The organism is Streptomyces sp. UG1, assembly GCF_049974585.1.
Lineage (GTDB): Bacteria > Actinomycetota > Actinomycetes > Streptomycetales > Streptomycetaceae > Streptomyces.
Genome location: NZ_JBNGGG010000001.1, coordinates 259,671 through 279,085, shown reverse-complemented (window position 1 = coordinate 279,085; position 19,415 = coordinate 259,671). Strand labels below are relative to the sequence as shown.

Annotated in this window: 17 protein-coding genes; 10 read left to right on the top strand and 7 right to left on the bottom strand. The window is 70.5% G+C overall.

The features are described from left to right. Positions 1-96: 96 nt before the first annotated feature. Positions 97-1,455 carry a M14 family metallopeptidase gene (locus ACP4J3_RS01280; RefSeq protein WP_426529386.1) on the top strand — a complete coding sequence of 453 codons (1,359 nt, stop codon included), beginning with the start codon at positions 97-99 and terminating at the stop codon, positions 1,453-1,455. A 6-nt stretch (positions 1,456-1,461) separates the two neighbouring features. Here ACP4J3_RS01280 and ACP4J3_RS01275 read toward each other — a convergent pair whose 3' ends face one another. The 5 genes from ACP4J3_RS01275 to ACP4J3_RS01255 all read right to left on the bottom strand — a co-directional run bounded on the left by ACP4J3_RS01275 (position 1,462) and on the right by ACP4J3_RS01255 (position 6,024). After that, positions 1,462-1,977: a hypothetical protein gene (locus ACP4J3_RS01275; RefSeq protein WP_426529385.1), complete on the bottom strand. Its 516-nt coding sequence runs from the start codon at positions 1,975-1,977 to the stop codon at positions 1,462-1,464. 54 nt (positions 1,978-2,031) lie between these two features. Next, a complete protein-coding gene (locus ACP4J3_RS01270) occupies positions 2,032-3,519 on the bottom strand; it encodes a GntP family permease (RefSeq protein ID WP_426529383.1) in 1,488 nt (495 codons plus the stop codon). A gap of 107 nt (positions 3,520-3,626) precedes the next feature. Continuing rightward, positions 3,627-4,037 carry a RidA family protein gene (locus ACP4J3_RS01265; RefSeq protein ID WP_426529381.1) on the bottom strand — a complete coding sequence of 137 codons (411 nt, stop codon included), beginning with the start codon at positions 4,035-4,037 and terminating at the stop codon, positions 3,627-3,629. After that, positions 4,034-4,795, bottom strand: coding sequence for an IclR family transcriptional regulator (locus ACP4J3_RS01260; protein WP_426529379.1), 762 nt, complete (start codon positions 4,793-4,795; stop codon positions 4,034-4,036). The genes ACP4J3_RS01265 and ACP4J3_RS01260 overlap by 4 nt, the downstream gene beginning before the upstream one ends. Then, positions 4,792-6,024 carry a PfkB family carbohydrate kinase gene (locus tag ACP4J3_RS01255; protein ID WP_426529377.1) on the bottom strand — a complete coding sequence of 411 codons (1,233 nt, stop codon included), beginning with the start codon at positions 6,022-6,024 and terminating at the stop codon, positions 4,792-4,794. Before ACP4J3_RS01255 ends, ACP4J3_RS01260 begins: the two co-directional genes overlap by 4 nt. Before the next feature lie 135 nt (positions 6,025-6,159). On the opposite strand from ACP4J3_RS01255, the gene ACP4J3_RS01250 reads away from it, so the two are divergent. Both ACP4J3_RS01250 and ACP4J3_RS01245 read left to right on the top strand, forming a co-directional pair. After that, positions 6,160-7,431, top strand: a complete 1,272-nt coding sequence (locus tag ACP4J3_RS01250; RefSeq protein WP_426529375.1) for an amino acid deaminase — start codon at positions 6,160-6,162, stop codon at positions 7,429-7,431. A gap of 30 nt (positions 7,432-7,461) precedes the next feature. Beyond that, positions 7,462-9,078, top strand: coding sequence for an N-acyl-D-amino-acid deacylase family protein (locus tag ACP4J3_RS01245; protein WP_426529373.1), 1,617 nt, complete (start codon positions 7,462-7,464; stop codon positions 9,076-9,078). 4 nt (positions 9,079-9,082) lie between these two features. Here ACP4J3_RS01245 and ACP4J3_RS01240 read toward each other — a convergent pair whose 3' ends face one another. Continuing rightward, positions 9,083-10,012 carry a S1 family peptidase gene (locus ACP4J3_RS01240; protein WP_426529371.1) on the bottom strand — a complete coding sequence of 310 codons (930 nt, stop codon included), beginning with the start codon at positions 10,010-10,012 and terminating at the stop codon, positions 9,083-9,085. Positions 10,013-10,445: 433 nt separating this feature from the next. Beyond that, the gene (locus ACP4J3_RS01235; RefSeq protein ID WP_426529369.1) at positions 10,446-11,102 is read right to left on the bottom strand and encodes a hypothetical protein; all 657 of its coding nucleotides are present in this window, start codon (positions 11,100-11,102) and stop codon (positions 10,446-10,448) included. Positions 11,103-11,228: 126 nt separating this feature from the next. On the opposite strand from ACP4J3_RS01235, the gene ACP4J3_RS01230 reads away from it, so the two are divergent. From ACP4J3_RS01230 to ACP4J3_RS01200, 7 genes are all read left to right on the top strand, one after another. Continuing rightward, positions 11,229-12,440, top strand: coding sequence for a pyridoxal phosphate-dependent aminotransferase (locus ACP4J3_RS01230; RefSeq protein WP_426529367.1), 1,212 nt, complete (start codon positions 11,229-11,231; stop codon positions 12,438-12,440). Positions 12,441-12,512: 72 nt separating this feature from the next. After that, the gene (locus tag ACP4J3_RS01225; RefSeq protein ID WP_426529365.1) at positions 12,513-12,947 is read left to right on the top strand and encodes a hypothetical protein; all 435 of its coding nucleotides are present in this window, start codon (positions 12,513-12,515) and stop codon (positions 12,945-12,947) included. A gap of 291 nt (positions 12,948-13,238) precedes the next feature. Beyond that, the gene (locus tag ACP4J3_RS01220) at positions 13,239-14,303 is read left to right on the top strand and encodes a hypothetical protein (protein WP_426529363.1); all 1,065 of its coding nucleotides are present in this window, start codon (positions 13,239-13,241) and stop codon (positions 14,301-14,303) included. Positions 14,304-14,315: 12 nt separating this feature from the next. After that, complete coding sequence (locus tag ACP4J3_RS01215; protein WP_426529361.1) at positions 14,316-15,491, top strand: toxic anion resistance protein; 1,176 nt, start codon at positions 14,316-14,318, stop codon at positions 15,489-15,491. Next, entirely contained in the window at positions 15,488-17,041 is a 1,554-nt protein-coding gene (locus ACP4J3_RS01210; RefSeq protein ID WP_426529359.1) for a substrate-binding and vWA domain-containing protein, read from the top strand. The genes ACP4J3_RS01215 and ACP4J3_RS01210 overlap by 4 nt, the downstream gene beginning before the upstream one ends. Next, positions 17,028-17,648, top strand: a complete 621-nt coding sequence (locus ACP4J3_RS01205) for a hypothetical protein (protein ID WP_426529357.1) — start codon at positions 17,028-17,030, stop codon at positions 17,646-17,648. Before ACP4J3_RS01210 ends, ACP4J3_RS01205 begins: the two co-directional genes overlap by 14 nt. 188 nt (positions 17,649-17,836) lie before the next feature. Beyond that, positions 17,837-19,333, top strand: coding sequence for a glycosyltransferase family 2 protein (locus tag ACP4J3_RS01200; protein WP_426529355.1), 1,497 nt, complete (start codon positions 17,837-17,839; stop codon positions 19,331-19,333). The last annotated feature ends 82 nt before the right edge of the window (positions 19,334-19,415 follow it).

Genomic DNA, 19,415 nt, shown 5'->3' with positions numbered 1-19,415 from the left:
GACCCGTCCATGTCATGGCCGCAGGATGAGCGCCACACCCGCACCAAGTACGTACGTCGCACTGAACCCCACCCCCCACTCCCACAAGGAGAATTCATGCGACTTCGCATACGCGGCTCAGGCGGCCGGAGCGGCAGACGCACTGCCGCCCTCGCCACGCTGCTCGCCCTCGCCCTCGCCGCTCCCCTCTCGGCGAACGTGTCCGCGAACGCCGACAGCGCCGACGGCTCCGCCAGGGCGGCCTCCTCGGCCGACGACATCCGGCAGTACGAGGTCCACATGCACTCGACCGCCGAGGACCGCACGGCACTTCAGCGGACGGGCGTGACCGTGGACGAGGCCCACGGTCACGGTGTCGTCGTCTCCGGCCGCGCGGACCAGATCAAGAAGCTGAAGGCCCTCGGCTACGAGGTCACCCCGCTCGGCGCGGTTCCCGACCGGTCCGCCGGCGAGGACGACGTCCGGCTCTACGACTTCCCGTCCGGCGACTCGCGCTATCACAACTACGCGGAGATGACGAGCGAGATCAACTCGATCGTCTCGGCCAACTCCTCGATCGCCAGCCAGCGTGTCATCGGCACGTCGTACCAGGGCCGGAACATCGTCGCCATCAAGATCAGCGACAACGTCGGCACGGACGAGGCCGAGCCGGAGGTCCTGTTCACCCACCACCAGCACGCCCGTGAGCATCTGACCGTCGAGATGGCGCTCTATCTGCTGCGCGAGCTGACCTCCGACTACGGCAGCGACTCCCGGGTCACCGGCCTGGTGAACAACCGGGAGATCTGGATCGTGCCCGACCTCAACCCGGACGGCGGCGAGTACGACATCGCCACCGGCTCGTACCGGTCGTGGCGCAAGAACCGGCAGCCCAACTCCGGTTCGTCGGCCGTCGGAACCGACCTCAACCGCAACTGGGACTACCGCTGGGGCTGCTGCGGCGGTTCCTCGGGGTCCACGTCCTCGGACACGTACCGGGGCGCGTCCCCCGAGTCGGCGCCCGAGGTGAAGGTGGTCGCGAACTTCGTGCGCAGCCGGGTAGTCGGCGGCGTGCAGCAGATCAAGGCCGGGATCGACTTCCACACCTACAGCGAGCTGGTGCTGTGGCCGTTCGGGTACACCTACTCCGACACCACGACCGGCATGACCGCCGACGACCGCGACGCCTTCGCCACGGTCGGGCGGAAGATGGCGGCCAGCAACGGCTACACACCGGAGCAGTCCAGCGACCTGTACATCACCGACGGGTCGATCGACGACTGGCTGTGGGGCAGCCAGAAGATCTTCGGGTACACCTTCGAGATGTACCCGAGGTCCGGCGGCGGGGGCTTCTACCCGCCCGACGAGGTGATCGAGCGGGAGACGTCGCGCAACCGGGACGCGGTGTTGCAGTTGCTGGAGAACGCCGACTGTATGTACCGGTCGATCGGCAAGGAAGCCCAGTACTGCAGCTAGGACCGGCTACTCCTCGAAGTAGGCGTCCAGTACGGCGTCCAACTGCTCGTCCCACTCCTTGAAGTCGCTCCTGGCCGTCGCCTCGATCTCGATCGGGTACCAGCGGCGGTCAGGAGTGTGCACCGTGATGGTGAGCCTCTTGCCGAACCGCGGCACGTCCGTCTCGATCGCGCCGATCTCGTCCCAGCGGAACTCGCACTGCTGGTCGTCCAGGGAGAGCCGTACGCCCTTGTGATCGGCGACGATACGGGCCCGGCGGTCGGCGGCCTCGAAGACGGGCCCGTCGGCAGGGGCGTCGTCCGCCGCCTCCTCATCGGCCTCCTCGTCGACCTCCGCCTCGGGCTCGTCGGCGTCGTCGAGGGCCGACTCCGCCAAGTCGCCCTCCTCGACCGCGTCCTCCTCCTTCGTCTTCTTCGCGTCCTCCGGCGCGGCGGACGCGGGTGAGGTGAGCCCGGGGATGAAGGCCGGGTCGAACCCGGCACCCTCCAGGGGCTGGCTGCCTGAACCTATGCGCTGCTCCACAGCCGAGCAGTATGGTCGACAACCCTGTGTCCCGCGCAACCAGCCCCCGCATCGTTATACGAACAGGCTCAATACCGCTGCCACCACGAACCCGGCCACCGACAGCACACTCTCCAGTACGGTCCACGTCTTCAACGTGTCACGTTCGCTGATCCCGAAGTACTTGGCGACGATCCAGAAGCCGCCGTCGTTGACGTGCGAGGCGAAGATCGAGCCGGCCGAGATGGCCATGATGACGAGGGCGACGAAGGCCTGGGAGTGGTCGCCCTCGGTGAGCAGGGGGGCGACGATCCCGGCCGTCGTGACGATGGCGACCGTCGCCGAGCCCTGGGCCACCCGGAGCACCACCGAGATCAGGTACGACAGGACGATGACCGGCAGACCGACGTCGTTGAAGGTGTCGGACAGGGCCTGGGCCACGCCGCTGGCCTTCAGGACGGCGCCGAAGACACCGCCGGCGCCGACGACCAGCAGGATGTTGCCCACGGGCTTCAGCGACGACGTCGACACCGTCTCCAGGGACTTGCGGGACCAGCCGCGGCGGATGCCCAGCAGGTAGTAGGCGAGCAGCAGGGCGATCGTCAGGGCCACGAACGGGTTGCCGAAGAACTCGACCACCGAGCGGGTGGTGGAGGGGTCCAGCGCGATCGAGGAGAACGTGGCGGCCAGGATCAGCACCAGCGGCGTACCGATGATGCCGAGGACCGTGCCCAGCGGGACCGGCTTCTCCCGAGGCTCGACCCCGGCCGCCCGCTGCTCGTCGAGCACGGCCCGCTTCGCCTCGTCCGCCGCCTCGACCATGTCCTGCGGTACGGCGACGAAGATGCGCCTGCCGATCCAGGCGGAGAACACCCACGCGGCCAGCACCGCGGGGATGCCGCAGACGATGCCCATGAGGATGACCCAGCCCAGCTCGACGTGGAGCAGGCCGGCCGCGGCGACCGGGCCGGGGTGCGGGGGCAGGAAGGCGTGGGTCATCGACAGGCCCGCGAGCAGCGGCAGGCAGTACAGGAGTACGGACTTCCCGGAGCGCTTGGCGGCGGCGTACACGATCGGGGCGAGGACGAAGATGCCGACGTCGAAGAAGACCGGGATGCCGAAGATCAGGCCGGTCAGGCCCATCGCGAGGGGCGCTCTCCGCTCCCCGAAGAGGTGCAGCAGCCGGGAGGCCAGCACCTCGGCCCCGCCGCTGACTTCGAGGATCGCGCCGAGCATGGTGCCCAGTCCGATGATGATGGCGACATGGCCGAGGATGCCGCCCATGCCGGACTCGATGGTGGACACGGCGTCGCTGCGCTGGACCGTGCCGAAGAGTTCGGTGACCGAGAGGCCGGCCATGAGGCCGACGGCTATGGAGACGGCGAGCAGGGCCACGAAGGGCTGGAGGCGCGTTTTGATGATGAGGAAGAGCAGCAGGGCGATGCCGATGGCGGCGACGGTCAGGAGACCGGCCGTACCGTCGATCAGCAGGAGCAGTCCGCCGGTGTGGGGTGGGGTCTCGGGGGTGGCGGCCGCGGCGAGCGGGAGGGACGATGCGGACATTCGGGGGTCCTCTGGGTAAGTACATCGAGCTTTCGGGCAGGGGGGATCGCGGCACGGCGCCCCGGTGGGCGCCGAGCCGTTGACGGCGTGCGGGAGTTGAGGAGGCGTCAGCCGAGTACGGCCAGCGCGTCGATCTCGATGAGCAGGCCGGCGGGCAGACCGACGTACACGGTCGTGCGCGCGGCGGGCGGCTGGGTCAGCCCCTGCGCCTCGAAGTAGGCGTTGTAGATCTCGTTCATCTCGGCGAAGTGGGCGACGTCCGTCAGATAGACGCGGATCATCATCACGTCGTCCCAGGAGGCGCCGCCCTCCGCCAGGATCGCCTTGACGTTGGCGAGGGTCTGGAGGGTCTGCTCGCGCAGGGTGGGGCCGGCGGGCGTCGGGGGCTGCCCCTCGACCGCCGGGAGGAAGCCGACCTGCCCCGCGACCTGGAGGATGTTCCCCTTCTTCACTCCGTGCGAGAACTTGGCGGGCGGGGTGGTGTGGGTCGTCGGGGTGAGTGCGGTCTTCTCGGTCATGCGGTGCCCTTCGCTGAGGTTCTGCCGGAGTACTCGCCGCTGATGTCGTCCGCCGTACGGCGCACCAGCGGGAGCAGGGTGAGGAGTTCGTCGGCGGTGACGACGACGTTCGGGGCGGAGACGGACATCGCGGCGACGACGCGGCCGTCGGCGCCGCGGATCGGTGCGGCGACGCAGTTGATGGACTCCTCATGGCCACCGAGGTCGGTGGCCCAGCCCTGTTCGCGCACGTTCGCCAGCTCCTTGAGGAAGGCGGTGGCGTTGGGCGTGGAACGGGCCGTGTACATGGGGTAGTCGAGCTTGTCGGCGAGGGCGCGGCGCTCGTGCTCGGGCAGGTCGGCGAGCAGGAGCTTGGCGACGGCGGCGACGGTGATGGCGACGGGCTTGCCGATCCGGGAGTACATCCGCACCGGGTAGCGGCTCTCGACCTTGTCGATGTACAGCACCTCGTCCTCCTCGTAGACGGCGAGGTGCACGGTGTGTCCGCACTGCTCGTTGAGGCGTACGAGGTGGGGGTGGGCGATCTCGCGGATGTCGAGGTTCTCCATCGCCTCCTGGGCGAGGGCGATGAGGCGGGCGCCGAGGCGGTAGCGCTGGTCGGACTGGCGGTAGACCATGCCGTGCTCGTGCAGCGTGCGCAGCAGGCGCAGGGCCGTGGACTTGTGGACGCCCAGGCGGTCGGCGACCTGGCCCAGGTCGGCGGGGCCCTCGGCGAGCAGCGGCAGGATGCTGAGCGCGCGGTCGACGGTCTGGCTCATGGCGTGCGTACCTCCTCGTCGGCCCGTTGTGCGGCTTGCGTCCAGCCGGGGCCGAGTCGAAGTGTCCCCCACGTGTCGTCGTCCAGGGCGGCCAGACGGTCGGCGTGGTCACGGGTGGGGGGTGGGGCGAGGTCGCCGGGGGCGGTGAGGGTGGCGGCGGCCCAGAGGTGGGCGTGGCGCAGGCGGGCGGGGAGGGGGAGGTCGCGGAGGGTGGCCGAGAGGAACCCTGCGGCGAAGGCGTCGCCGGCTCCGGTGCTTGCTACGACGTCCACGGCGAGGGCGGGTACGAAGGTGCTCGGCGTTGCGGCTGGGCGGGGGTGGGTCGCGCAGCCCGGCGCTGACGGGGTGCCGCCCTTCTGTGGGTCGGGAGCCGCCCCAGGCGGCACGCATGCCCGCGGCTTGGCTGGCTGCAACGCCCTAAGGGGCGCGGGGCTGTGACATGTGCGGCTCTGCCGCGTGGGCGCGACCAGCCCACCACCACCTGCAGCCGACACAAACGCTGTGGCCCCCACTCCCCCCTGCTTCACCACCAACGCCCGAGGCTCCGGCACCAGCTCACGGATCGCCTCCGGTCCTCCCGCAACCCCCCACGCCTCCTCCGCCTCGTCCTCCCCCACGAAGACCACGTCGGCCCCCCGCGCCAACTCCAGCAGCACCCCCGCCCCATCGCCGTCCCACCACAGCCCCGCCCGATAGTTGACGTCGAACGAGACCAGCGGGCGGCCCTCCCCCGGCGCCGTCAGCTCGCGCATCAGCTCCAGGCAGCCCTCCGACAACGCCGCCGTGATCCCCGAAAGATGCAGCACCCGACCCGAACGCGCCGCGCTCAGGTCCACGTCCGCCACGGACATCCCGGACGCCGCCGACCCCGCCCGGTAGTACGCCACCTCATGCGCGTCCGTGGCCCGGTCCCCGGCCGTGCGGAAGTACACCCCCGTCGGCCGGACCGGATCCCGCCGTACGGCCGAGACATCGACGCCGTGTCCCGCGATCGCCTCGACGAGATGGTCGCCGAACCCGTCGGCGCCGACGCGGCTGACCCACCTCGTGCTGTGGCCGGCGGCAGCCAGTGCGCACGCGACGTTGGACTCGGCGCCTCCGATCGCCCGTTCGAACGAGGGCACGTCGGCGAGTCGTCCGGGGCGGGTGGGCAGGAAGGTGACCATGGACTCGCCGAGCGCGACGACGTCCACGACGTCGAGGGCATTGCAGGGTCCGGTGACAGTCACGATCGTCGTAGCTCCTCGGCGCTTTCGCGGGACGCGGCTCCGTTGACCCGCGGTTGGGCGAGATGTTAGACAGCGGCTAGCGATATACGCAATGAGTGTTGCAGGTAATGCAATCTCGCAGATCAAGGAGGTTCCATGAGCAACGAGGCGCTTCGCCGCCTGGCCGAGGAACGCGTCGATCACCGCTTCAAGGGCCTCCCCCCGGACGCCGCCGACCTGACCGTCGCCGAGCTGGCCGCCCAGCGCCGCAACCTCTTCACCGGCGGCTTCGCCACCCCCGTGCTCGCCCTCTCCGCCGAGCGCCTGGAGCACAACCTCGACCTCATGGAGACGTACGCCGAACGCCACGGCCTCGCCTTCGCCCCGCACGGCAAGACCTCCATGGCCCCGCAGCTCTTCTGGCGGCAGATCGAGCACGGGGCGTGGGGCATCACGCTCGCCGTGCCGCACCAGGTGCGGGTGGCGCGGGCGTACGGCATCCGGCGGATCTTCCTCGCGAACGAGCTCGTGGACGCGGCCGCCCTGCGGTGGATCGCCGGTGAGCTGGCGGCCGACCCCGACTTCCGTCTCGTCTGTTACGCCGACTCCGTGCGGGGCGTGGAGCTGATGGACGCGGCGCTGCGGAACGCCGGGGCCACGCGCCCGCTGGACGTCGTCGTCGAGCTCGCCGCCGGTGAGGGCGCCCGTACCGGGGTCCGTACCGAGGCCGAGTGTGCCGCCGTCGCGGACGCGGTGGCCGCCGTGCCGACGCTGCGGCTGGTCGGTGTCGCCGGGTACGAGGGCGAGGTGCCGCGGCCGGACCCCGAGCGGGTGCGCGCCTATCTGCGGCGGCTCGTCGCGCTCGCCGCCGGCTTCGACAAGGCGGGGCTGTTCGGAGGGCTGGACGAGATCGTCGTCAGCGCGGGTGGCAGCGGCTGGTTCGACGCGGTGGCGGACGTCTTCGCCGACATCCCCGAACTGTCAGCCCCGGTACTGAAGTTGCTGCGCTCCGGCGCCTACGTCTCGCACGACGACGGCCACTACCGCAAGCTGACCCCCTTCAACCGGGTCCCGCAGGAGGGCGCCCTCGAACCCGCCTTCCGGCTGTGGGCCCAGGTCGTCTCCCGCCCCTCCCCCGAGCAGGCCTTCGTCAACGCGGGCAAGCGGGACGCGGCGTACGACCTCGATCTCCCGTTCGCCCAGGTGGTCCGCCGGGACGGGGCCGAGCGCCCGGCCACCGGCATCTCGGTGACCGCCCTGTCCGACCAGCACGCCTGGCTGGCGACGACCGAGGAGGCGGATCTGGAGGTCGGGGACTGGCTCGGGATGGGGCTGTCCCACCCGTGCACGTCGTTCGACAAGTGGCAGTTGATCCCGGTCGCGGAGGCGGACGGGACGGTCGTCGACTACATCCGCACGTACTTCTAGTCACGTACTTCCAGTAGAGGGGTGGCGGTCGTGGAAGAGCTTGTCATCCGGGACGCGGACGTCGTCGACGGCAGCGGTGGTCCGTCCTACCGCGCCGATGTCGTCGTGGACGGCGGCCGGATCGTGTCGATCGTGCGGGAGGCGGCCGCCGCCGGCTGTCAACGGCCCAAGGCGCGGCGTGAGTTGGACGCCGAAGGCCTTGTCCTGTCCCCCGGCTTCATCGACATGCACGCCCACAGCGACCTGGCGCTGCTGCGGGACCCCGACCACAGCGCCAAGGCCGCGCAGGGGGTCACCCTCGAAGTCATCGGCCAGGACGGGCTGTCGTACGCCCCCGTCGACGACCGCACCCTGGCCGAGGTGCGCCGCGCGATCACCGGCTGGAACGGCTACGGGGACGACATCGACTTCGACTGGCGTTCGGTGGGCGAGTACCTGGACCGGCTGGACCGGGGAATCGCGGTGAACGCCGCCTACCTGATTCCGCAGGGGACGGTCCGCATGCTCGCCGTCGGCTGGGAGGACCGGGAGGCCACGCCGGACGAGCTGGACCGGATGCGGCAGTTGGTCGCGGAGGGGATGGAACAGGGCGCGGTCGGGCTGTCGTCGGGGCTGACGTACACGCCGGGTATGTACGCCGAGGACGCCGAGTTGACCGAGCTGTGCCGGGTGGTGGCGCGGTACGGCGGCTACTACTGCCCGCACCACCGCTCCTACGGGGCCGGGGCCCTGGAGGCGTACGCGGAGATGGTGGCCCTGACGAGGGAGGCGGGCTGCGCGCTCCATCTGGCCCACGCCACCATGAACTTCGGCGTGAACAAGGGGCGGGCGGCGGAGCTGCTGTCCCTGCTGGACAAGGCGCTCGCCGAAGGGGCCGACATCAGCCTGGACACCTACCCCTACACCCCCGGCTGCACGACCCTCGTCGCGATGCTGCCGAGCTGGGCGAGCGAGGGCGGGCCCGAGGCGGTCCTGGCCAGGCTGGCGGACGACGACACCGCCGAGCGCATCCGGCACCACATGGAGGTCGTCGGCGCCGACGGCTGCCACGGCGTGCCCATCGAGTGGGACACCATCGAGATCTCGGGCGTGAGCGACCCGGCCCTCGGGGACTTCGTCGGCCGTACGATCCAGCAGTCCGCGGACGCGCGGGGCGAGGCCCCCTGGGTGACCGCGCGCCGACTGCTCCGTCAGGACCGGCTGGGCTCGACGATCCTCCAGCACGTCGGGCACGAGGAGAACGTCCGCGCGATCATGCGGCACCGCATCCACACGGGCGGCTCGGACGGCATCCTGCAGGGCACGAAGCCGCATCCGCGGGCGTACGGCACGTTCCCGCACTACCTCGGCCGCTATGTACGGGAGTTGGGGGTGCTGTCCCTGGAGGAGTGCGTGGCCCATCTGACCTCGCGCCCGGCGGCGCGGCTGCGGCTGCCGGACCGGGGGCTGGTGCGGGAGGGCTACCGGGCGGACCTGGTGTTGTTCGACCCGGAGACGGTAGCGGCGGGCTCCTCGTTCGAGAAGCCGCGCACGCTACCGACGGGCGTCCCGCACGTCCTGATCGACGGCCGTTTCGTGATCGAGGACGGCCGCCGGACGGACGTACTGGCGGGACGGGCGATCCGCGGAACCGCGTATCCGGGGTAGCCGGTTACGGCTTGGGCAGCACGCACCCGCTCGCGCTCAGGTCGAGCTTGTTGTCGACGCCGAAGCAGGCGGGGATCTGGTAGGTCTGCTGGGCGTAGTTGATGCCCTGGCGGACGGTGACGTCGCCGCTCTCGTCGACCTCGCACGGGTTGTTGACCGTGCAGCGCCGGCCGTCCTCGTTGCCGGTGTTGTTGACGGCAACGACCTTGTTGGTGGCCTGGTCGATGACGGGGGAGCCGGAGGTGCCGCCGATGGTGTTGCAGGCGGAGGTGTAGCGGACCGAGTCCTTGAAGGTCCAGTCGCCTTCCTTGAGGCGGTACGCGAACCCGTCGATGTTGCAGTTGTACATCCGCTTCCAGTAGCCGGAGGCGACGGTGATGGCGGTGCCCGCGACCGGGTGGGTGTCGGCCATGGTCAGGGCGTCGATGTTGTACTGGCTCTTGATCTGGGCGTAGGTCGTGGTGAGCTGATAGATCGCCACGTCCGTGTCGGTCATCGTGCCGTAGGCGATCTTGCTGGCACGCAGGGTGCCGACCCGGCTGCCGGAGGCGTTGAGCAGACCGAAGGTACGGCTGGAGGCCCGGTCGACGACGACCTGGCCGGGTCCCGGCATGCCGGTCTCCAGACAGTGGCCGTTGGACATGACGAGCGCCGGGTCGTTGTCCTCGGAGTCCGGGAAGCGGACGACCGAGCCGGAGCAGTTGCTGAGCGAGACGGTACCCGCGAAGTTGACGGCCTGGGCCCTGGGGCTCAGGACCTGGCCCAGGCTCTGGGTGGCGGACGTGACGGTGTCCCGGACCACCGAGGTGACCGTGTCCGTGTCGGCACCCTTGCCGAAGGACTGGGCCGTGTCCACGTCAGCCGCGGTCGCGGGTGCGGCGCCGGCCCCGGCTATCGCCAGGGCGAGGAGGGCAGCGCCGAGCGGTTTTCTCATGTGGGGGTCCCCTCATACGAGGAGGGTGACCGGAGAATCTCCGGCCACCCACGCTTTTGTCATGCGCATTCTCACGCAGGAGGGGGGTGGGGACAAGGAGTTGCTTACCCGTGAGTTCAGTCCGTAGGTGACGAAGTCACGTCACAGGCACCGGGAAGTCGTGATGTCTTCACATTCCTGTCGGCAAATATCCCCGCAAATGGTGCATTACAGCACTCAATTGGCCAATCCATCAGCCATCCAGGAAACGGGGTATGCCTCCCCCGGGCAGCGACGGGAGCCTCGCGTTGCGGGTCGCCAGGACGGAACTGGTCCGCCCGCCGCAACAGCCGCTGTTGTCACGCCCTTGAGGCGACGGAGGCGTGTGCCGGGCGGCGCGGCGGCATGCCCGCACTTCCCCCGATCCGCTTTCCGCCCGGTCGGCGGCCGGGGCCTACCTGGGGCGTTTGGTGTTCCCCAGGCCGCGGCCCGGCTTGTCGTCGGCGGCGTTCGGTGGTGTCGTGGGCGCCGTGGCCGTCGGCGCCGGCTTGGCCCCGCCCGTCGTGGACGGCGTCGGTGAGGGGCGGTCGGTGTCGTCGTCCTGGGTGCCGGACGGGCTCGCCGAGGGGTTCGGGGCCGCCTTCTGCGACGGGGCGCCCGACGAGCGGGGCGTGGCCCGGTCGCCGTCCGGGGCCTCGGTCGGGGTCGCCAGGTCGGGCGCGGTCGGGCTGGTGCGGTTCTGCTTCTCCTGCGTGTCGTCGGCCGGCTCGGAGCCGTTCAGGGCCACCCCGCCGATCAGCGCCGCCGCCGACACCGCCCCCACCGCACCGGCCAGGACCAGCACCCGCCGCGAGACCGGGGGACCCGCCTTGCGCCGCGAGCCCCGACCCGCGCCGACAGCCCGCCGGCCACGCCGCGCTCCCCCGCTCGCGGCACCCTCCTCGACCACCGGCGGCAACTGGACCGTCTCGTCGTATCCGCTCTCCCAGCCATGCGCGGCCGCGGGGTCCGTGAACTCCTCGTACACGGGGGGAGGTGCCGTCGGCCGCGGGAGGAACACGTTCGGCGGCGTCGACGGCGCCCCGTTCTCGTACTCAGGCGGCTTGGACATGGCGGCGAATTCTAGAGACGGGAGAGGCTCATGGGACAGTTACCGGCGATAACAGCCCAAACCCCCGCGTCTCACGTGTCGGAAAACACGGCCCAAGGGGCGTTACCGGGCCGTAAGCTCCTTGACATGCAGGTGATCCAGTCGACCAAGCTCGCCAACGTCTGTTACGAGATCCGGGGCCCGGTGCTCGAGGAGGCGATGCGGCTCGAGTCGGCGGGGCATCGGATCCTCAAGCTGAACACCGGCAACCCGGCCGCGTTCGGCTTCGAGTGCCCGCCCGAGATCCTGGAGGACATCCTCCGCAACGTCTCGACGTCCCACGGCTACGGCGACGCGAAGGGCCTGCTGGCCGCGCGTCGCGCGGTCGTCATGCACAACCAGACCCTCGGCATCGAGACCGACGTCGAGCACGTCTTCATCGGCAACGGCGCCTCCGAGCTGATCGTCATGGCCATGCAGGCGCTGCTCGACGACGGCGACGAGGTGCTCGTCCCGGCGCCCGACTACCCCCTGTGGACCGCCGCCGTGTCCCTGTCCGGCGGCACCGCGGTGCACTACCGGTGCGACGAGCAGGCCGACTGGATGCCCGACCTCGCCGACATCGAGCGCAAGGTCACCGACCGCACCAAGGCCATCGTCATCATCAACCCCAACAATCCCACGGGGGCGGTATACGACGAGGCCATGCTGCGCGGGCTGACGGACATCGCCCGGCGGCACAACCTCCTCGTCTGCTCCGACGAGATCTACGACAAGATCCTCTACGACGGCGCCACACACACCCCGACCGCCGCCGTCGCCCCCGACCTGCTGACCCTCACCTTCAACGGCATGTCGAAGGCGTACCGCGTCGCCGGGTACCGGGTGGGCTGGATGTCGATCTCGGGCCCGCGCGCGCACGCCGACTCCTATATCGAGGGCCTCACCATCCTCGCGAACATGCGGCTGTGCGCGAACATGCCCGGCCAGCACGGGGTGGTCGCCGCGCTCAGCGGGCGGCAGACCATCAACGACCTGGTGCTGCCCGGCGGGCGGCTGAAGGAGCAGATGGACGTCGCGTACGAGCTGCTGACACGGATCCCCGGCGTGACGTGCGTACGGCCGAAGGGGGCGCTGTATCTCTTCCCGCGCCTCGACCCCAAGGTGTTCAAGATCAAGGACGACCGGCAGCTAGTCCTGGACCTGCTGCGCCGCGAGAAGATCATGGTCGTCCAGGGCTCGGGCTTCAACTGGCCGGAGTCGGACCACTTCCGGGTGGTGACCCTGCCGACGGTCACGGATCTGCGGGACGCGGTGGGGCGGATCGGGCGGTTCCTGGACGGGTACGGCCAGCCATAGATCTTTTGCGTTCGCTCAACTTTAGACGGAATCTAAGCTAGGATGGCTTCCTGACAGCACAGGAGGCCATCCATGTACGAACCGATCCGCACCAAGTCGGTCCACAGCACGATGGCCGGCACGACCTCCGACTTTCCGCACCGCTCCCGCGAGGAGGAGCTGGACATCCAGCTCGCGGGGCACCTCGCGGCGCTGCTGGCCGTCACCGACGAGCTGCGCGCGCTCGAACCGTCCACCGACCTCGACGCGGCCGCCGAGCGGCTCGCCGAGCAGGTGGCCCGGCTGCGGGAGGGGCGCGTGCCGGCCCGTACGGCTGCCTCCGGCGGTGAGCCGAAGCTCGCGGCGCTGCATCGTCGGGCGCATGCGCTTGCCGGGCGGGCGCTGGTCGTTGCCGCGTCGCGGGCCGACACCGCGGCGGCCATTCTGGCCGCCGAGCGAATGGACGCCCATGCCGCCGCGCAGATTGCTGCGCAGGCCGAGCCGCAGGAGTTGACCGGCGTCGGCTGACACCCCTGGACGGCCCCGGTCCGCGTGCACCCGCAGCGACGCGCGGGCCGGGTGCCATGGCACTGCGTTGGTTTGGGCCGACGTTCGCCTTCGCCGTAGGGGTTTCTGTCGTTTCGCGGCTGCCGGTTCGTTGTGGCTGGTCGCGCCCACGCGGCGGAGCCGCATATCGATACAGCCCCGCGCCCCTGGCGGGTCGCTCCTCCGCCCCCGTGTTGTAACGGGACCCATACGACACCTGCCGTTCATCCCTTTCGTCAGGGAACGTTGGATTCCGCGAGCACTCTCCCCGACGTGAGACGTATCGCTGGAATCGTCCTCGCGGTGCTGCTGATCGGTGGCGTGGTGGCCGCCGTCGTCGCGGGCCGCAGCAATGAGGACAAGGGCACGGCAACGAAGACCGTGCGTGCGGTGATCGGGTCGGAGAAGGCCGAGTTCTTCGCCGATCCCGACGTGGTGCGGGCCCTCGCCGCCAAGGGCTACACCGTCAAGGCCGAGACCTCCGGGTCCTGGGCCATGGAGGGGCTGGACCTCAAGGGCTACGATCTCGCGCTCCCGTCGAGCCAGGCGCCGGCCCGTGAGCTCGCCGCGAAGTACAAGGTGACGGGGACGCTGCCGCGGCCCTTCTACTCGCCCCTCGTCGTCGTGGCGCACAAGAACGCCGCCGAGGTGCTCGCGGCCAACGGGCTCGCCACGCTGGACGCGGCCCACCGCGGCACGCTGAGGATGGCCGCCTATCTTGACGCCGCCCGCGCCGACCGCACCTGGCAGCAGCTCAAGGAGGCCGAGAAGTACGGAGAGTTGACGGGCACGCTGTATCTGTCCAGCACCGACCCCGAGACCTCGAACTCCGGCGCCCTCTACCTCGCCGCCGCCTCCTACGTCGAGAACGGCGCCAAGGTCGTCACCACCGACGCCGAGGTCGGCCGCATCGCGCCGTTGCTGCACAAGCTGGTCAGTGTGCAGGGCGCACAGCAGTCCAGCAGTGACGCCGTGTTCCGGGACTTCGTCAGCGGCGCCGGCAATCCGCTGGTCGTGGTCTACGAGTCCCAGGTCGCCGCCCTGTTGGCGCGAGGACAGCAGCCCGAGGACCTGGTCGTCCTCTACCCGGACACCACGGTCAACAGCGACCACACCGTCGTACCGCTGACCGAGCACGGCAAGGCCGTCGCCGGACTCCTCTCCGACGACCCGAAGCTGCGCGAGCTTCAGGCCCGGCACGGGTTCCGTCCGCAGGGCGAGGCCGTCGAGTTCGCCTCGGACACCACGTACCTCAAGCAGCAACTGACCGGCGTCCACCAGGCGGCCGTGCCCACCTCCGAGGTGCTGCGCGAGCTGGCGCGGCGGGCGCGGGGATAGGGGGCACCGAACATGAGCAACAACAGCAACGACGACACCTTCGTCCTCACTCCGCCCGAGCCCGTGGCCGCCGTGCCGCGCGAGAAGGCCGGCGGACTCGTCCCGGTCGACGACAGCGTCCGTGCCGACATGGCCGACAAGGCCTCCGCCTATGTCGAGGGGCTCGCGGCGCTCGACGCCCGCTCCCCCGAGTTCGCCGGCAAGGTCGGCGAGATCACCGCGCTGGGCGCGGGCGAGATGCGGACCGCGGCCGGCCAGTCCAACCGGATGCTGGAGCGGACCGTCCGCAGCCTGCCGGACCAGGGTGGGGACGCCCAGTCGCAGGTCGCCGGCTCGCTCGTGGAACTCCGGCGCGTGGTGGAGGACCTGGACCCGCGCGATCTTCCCGCGTCCAAGGGGCGCAAGTTCCTGTCCAGGCTGCCCGGCGGCAACAAGTTGCGGGACCACGTCGCCAAGTACGCCTCCGCGCAGGGCACCCTCAACAGGATCGTGGGGTCGCTGCGGGGCGGGCAGGACGAGCTGCGGCGGGACAACGCCGCGCTGCAGACCGAGCGGGTGCGGCTCTGGGAGACCATGGGCAAGCTCCAGGAGTATGTGGTGCTGACGGAGGCGCTGGACACGGCCGTCGAGCAGCACATCGAGCGGGTCACCGACCCTCAGCAGGCCGACAGCCTGCGCGCCGACGTCCTCTTCCCGGTCCGGCAGAAGCACCAGGACCTGCTCACCCAGCTCGCGGTGTGCGCGCAGGGATACCTCGCCATGGACGTCGTACGGCGCAACAACGAGGAGCTGATCAAGGGCGTCGACCGGGCCGCGACCACCACCGTCTCGGCGCTGCGGATCTCCGTGATGCTGGCCTCCGCGCTGGACAACCAGAAGAAGGTCGTCGAGCAGGTCAACGCCCTGCGCGGGACGACCGAGGACCTCATCCGGGGCAACGCCGAGATGCTCGCCACGCAGAGCGGCGAGATCCAGCGCATCGCCGCCGACCCGGCGGTGGGGGCGGAGACCCTGCGCGGCGCCTTCCAGCAGATCTACCGCACCCTGGACGCCATCGACAGCTACAAGGTCCAGGCGACCGAGGCGATGGCGGCGACGGTGGAGAACCTGACCGCCGAACTGCAGCACGCCAGCGGCTACTTGGAGCGCAGCCGCTCGCAGGGCGCTCTGGAGGGTGGTCTCGGATGAGAGCACGGCTGCTCGCCGCCGCGCTCGCCGCGGTGGCCCTGCTGACGACGGCCTCCTGCACCTCGCAGCAGACGGACGACGACAAGCCGCAGAACGGCCCACGGCCCGGCACCCTCCGCGTCCTCGCCTCCAGCGAGCTCAGCGACATGACCCCGGTCCTCGACCGGATCGCCGACGACACCGGCGTCACAGTCCGGCCCACCTACATGGGCACCCTCGACGCCGTGGAGCTGCTGGCCAAGGGCGAGGCGGACGGGCGGTACGACGCGCTGTGGCTGTCCTCCAACGACTATCTGCGGCTGCGGCCGGAAGCGGCGCGGAAGGTCGTGTCGGAGACCCCGGTGATGTCCAGCCCGGTCGCCATCGGCGTGCGGACCACGGCCCTGACCGCCCTGGGCTGGAAGCCGGACGACGTCACCTGGTCGCAGGTCGAGCGGGCCGTCCGGGACGGCAGGCTGACCTACGGCATGACCGACCCGGCCCGCTCCAACTCCGGCTTCGCCACCCTCGTCTCGGTCGCCTCGGCCCTCTCCGGCGCCCAGTCCGCGCTCACCGACGCCGACGTCACCAAGGCCACGCCCCGGCTCAAGGAGTTCTTCAGGGGGCAGAAGCTGACGTCGGGCTCGTCGGGCTGGCTGGCGGCGGCGTACCAGCGGCGCGGGAACGTCGACGCGATGCTCAACTACGAGTCCGTCCTCAAGGGCATCCCGGACCTGACCGTGATCCGCCCCAAGGACGGCGTCGTCACCGCCGACTACCCGCTGTCCTCCCTCGCGTCGACGTCCGCCGCGACCCGCGAGGACGTCCGCCGCCTGACCGAGGCCCTGCGCACCGACGCCGTCCAGCGGATGATCACCGAGCGCACCCATCGCCGCCCGGTCGTCGCCGCCGTCGACCCCGCGCCCGGCCTGGACACCGGCCGGCGGCGCGAGCTGCCCTTCCCGGGCACCCGCTCCGTCGCCGACGGCCTGCTCGACTCGTACGAGAACGAGCTGCGCCGCCCGTCCAGGACGGTCTACGTCCTCGACACCTCGGGCTCCATGGAGGGCGACCGCCTGGCGAAGCTGAAGCGGGCGCTCACCGATCTCACCGGCGACTTCCGTGAGCGCGAGGAGGTCACGCTGATGCCGTTCGGGACGCGGGTGAAGAGCGTGCGCACGCATGTCGTGGAGCCGGCCGACCCCAGGTCCGGGCTCGAAGGGATCCGCGGGGACACCGAGGCGCTGTCCGCCGAGGGCGACACCGCGATCTACACCTCGCTGGAGAAGGCGTACGACCATCTCGGCGCCGGACGGTCCCAGGACACCTTCACGTCGATCGTGCTGATGACGGACGGCGAGAACACCACGGGCGCCGAGGCGGCGGACTTCGACTCCTTCTACGCCGGGCTCGACCGCGACCGGCGCGAGACACCCGTCTTCCCCATCCTCTTCGGCGACTCCGACAGGTCCGAGCTGGAGCACATCGCCGAGCTGACCGGCGGCCGCCTCTTCGACGCCCAGGAGGGCTCGTTGGACGGCGCCTTCGAGGAGATCCGTGGCTACCAGTAGGGCAGTGGCGTACCTGGAGTCCCGCAAGAACATCGCCGGGAGCGCGTGCGGGCTGGCGGGCCTGGCGCTGACCTTCACGGGGGTGGCGGGCCCGTACTGGCCCGTCGTGGTCGCGGGCCTGTACGGCGCGGCCGCACTGATCACCCCACCGGAGCGCCCCGCACCGCCCGACTTCCCGGACCCCTCGGCCCAACTGGAGGAGCTGCGCGGCGACTTCGAGAAGCTGCGCGGCTACCTGACGGACGTCGACCTGTCGGTCACGGCCGCGGCCCGACTGCGCGAACTCACCGAACTCCTCGGCGCGCTCCTCGACCAGGACTGGGTGGCCGAGCTGCTCGCCCACGACCCGGAGGGCGTACACATGCTCTCCCGGATCGTACGGCGCGATCTCCCCGAGGCGGTCGACAGTTTCGTACGGACGCGCTGGTGGACACGGATGGCACCGGGCACTCAGTCGCCCGAGCTGCATCTGGAGCGCCAGCTGGGCCTGTTGAAGAAGGAGGCCGAGCAACTGGCGGCGGGCCTGCGCGAGGTGGAGGCGCGCCGCCAGGAGTCCCACACCCGGTATCTGGAGGACCGGGGCGGGACGGGTGACATCACCGCCTGACGCCCGTATTTCCAGGCTTGGTTCCCTTTGGGGAAAGACCCGGTGAACACCTCCGGGCGCACGGGCATCACACACACCAATGCCTCTCACAGGACGCTCAAAGTTACAACCAACTCCCTATGCCGCTCGTCAACAGGGGTGTCCCTCCCAATCGGGGAGTGTCGGCAACTGCGGGGGGAGAGGTTGATATGAGCGACATAGCGGTCACGGTGGTCATTCCGGTGTGCAACGCCGCCGACTTCCTGGAGGAGTGCCTGGCGTCGATCGTGGAGCAGAGCCTCGGGTTCGAGCACATCGAGATCGTGGCCGTGAACGACGGTTCCACCGACGCCAGCGGGGAACTGCTGGACGACTGGGCGGAGCGGTACCCCAACGTCAGGGTCGTACACCAGGAGAACTCCGGGGCGCCCGGCGGGCCGCGCAACCGGGGCTTACAGCTGGCCAGGGGCGAGTTCCTGTTCTTCGCCGACCCGGACGACTACCTCGGCCAGGACGCGCTGCGGCGGATGGTGGACGCCGCCCGGCGCAACGACTCGGACGTGGTGCTGGGCCGGATGCGCGGGGTCGGCCGGGGCGTGCCGACCGATCCGTTCGCCGCGACGGTCGAGCAGGGTGACGTGTGGTCGACCAAGGCGATGTTCACCCTGACGCCGCAGAAGCTCTTCCGGCGCTCGCTCGTGGTCGAGTACGGCCTGCGGTTCGCCGAGGGGGTGCGGCTGGCCGAGGAGCAGCCGTTCATCGTCCCGGCCTATCTGAGGGCGCGGGCGATCTCGGTGGTGGCCGACTACGACTGCTACTACCTCGTGAACCGCGAGGGATTCCCGCATCTGACCAAGCAGCAGCCAACGGCCGAGTCGTTCTACTCGGCGGTGCGCACGGCTTTGCAGTCGATCGTGGATCTGACCGAGCCCGGTGAGCGGCGCAACGAGTTGTTCGTGCGGTTCGCCAAGGTGGAGCTGCTGGCGAAGTTCGGCCCGAACTATCACCGCTGGAAGTCCGCCGACCGGCAGGAGTCGTACGCCCGCATCGCCGGCGAGGTGCTGCGGGAGTTCATCCCGCAGGAGGTCATGACCCGCTTCCCGCCGGTCGACCAGCTCCGCGACAAGCTGCTGCGCGAGGGCGGACGGGTCAGCGAGCTGATCTCCCTCTCCCGGCACAACAAGCTCTCCTGGGCCGAGCTGGAAGACGGGCCCGACGCCATGGAGTGGCTCGACGACGGACGGCGGCTGGCCGTGCTGGTGCGCAGCGGCCACTATCGCGGCACCGGCGTCGAACGGGTCCGGCACAGCGTCGTGCTGCGCCACAGCGACGGCTACGAGATGCAGATTCCCGCCGGGAAGGCGTCGGCCACCGACGCGCCGCTGACCGCCCGGTTGGTCCTCGACCTGGGCGGTCTCCACGAGCACACGCGCCGGCCCGGCAAGTGGGAGCTGCTGCTGCGGGTGACGTCGGCGGACGGCAAGCTCCGCCACGACGTCCCCCTGCGGTTCCCGGCACCCCCCGAGGGCGGGAAGCGGCCGTCCGTCCCGAGCGGGGGGCTGCCCCGTCGGCGGTACACGCACGGAACCCGGCTGCTGACGGCGCGGGTGCGGCAGCAGTCGGACGGGAGCGTGGTGCTGGTCGTCGGGGGCGGGGACTGGCCTGCCGTCGCCCGCATGGTCCGGCGGCGACTGCGTCGGGGCTGAATCGTTTCCTCGCAGGCGAGGGCCTGTCGCCGCGCTCGTCCCGTCGGGGCGGACGGGAACTTGCGACGACAGGCCCAGGGCC

Coding starts and splice junctions, on each gene's coding strand:
- ACP4J3_RS01200 (WP_426529355.1), top strand. CDS start 17,837: ATGAGCGACATAGCGGTCACGGTGGTCATTCCGGTGTGCAACGCCGCC.
- ACP4J3_RS01280 (WP_426529386.1), top strand. CDS start 97: ATGCGACTTCGCATACGCGGCTCAGGCGGCCGGAGCGGCAGACGCACT.
- ACP4J3_RS01265 (WP_426529381.1), bottom strand. CDS start 4,037: ATGACCGAGAAGACCGCACTCACCCCGACGACCCACACCACCCCGCCC.
- ACP4J3_RS01215 (WP_426529361.1), top strand. CDS start 14,316: ATGAGCAACAACAGCAACGACGACACCTTCGTCCTCACTCCGCCCGAG.
- ACP4J3_RS01225 (WP_426529365.1), top strand. CDS start 12,513: ATGTACGAACCGATCCGCACCAAGTCGGTCCACAGCACGATGGCCGGC.
- ACP4J3_RS01260 (WP_426529379.1), bottom strand. CDS start 4,795: ATGAGCCAGACCGTCGACCGCGCGCTCAGCATCCTGCCGCTGCTCGCC.
- ACP4J3_RS01240 (WP_426529371.1), bottom strand. CDS start 10,012: ATGAGAAAACCGCTCGGCGCTGCCCTCCTCGCCCTGGCGATAGCCGGG.
- ACP4J3_RS01230 (WP_426529367.1), top strand. CDS start 11,229: ATGCAGGTGATCCAGTCGACCAAGCTCGCCAACGTCTGTTACGAGATC.
- ACP4J3_RS01270 (WP_426529383.1), bottom strand. CDS start 3,519: ATGTCCGCATCGTCCCTCCCGCTCGCCGCGGCCGCCACCCCCGAGACC.
- ACP4J3_RS01250 (WP_426529375.1), top strand. CDS start 6,160: ATGAGCAACGAGGCGCTTCGCCGCCTGGCCGAGGAACGCGTCGATCAC.
- ACP4J3_RS01210 (WP_426529359.1), top strand. CDS start 15,488: ATGAGAGCACGGCTGCTCGCCGCCGCGCTCGCCGCGGTGGCCCTGCTG.
- ACP4J3_RS01235 (WP_426529369.1), bottom strand. CDS start 11,102: ATGTCCAAGCCGCCTGAGTACGAGAACGGGGCGCCGTCGACGCCGCCG.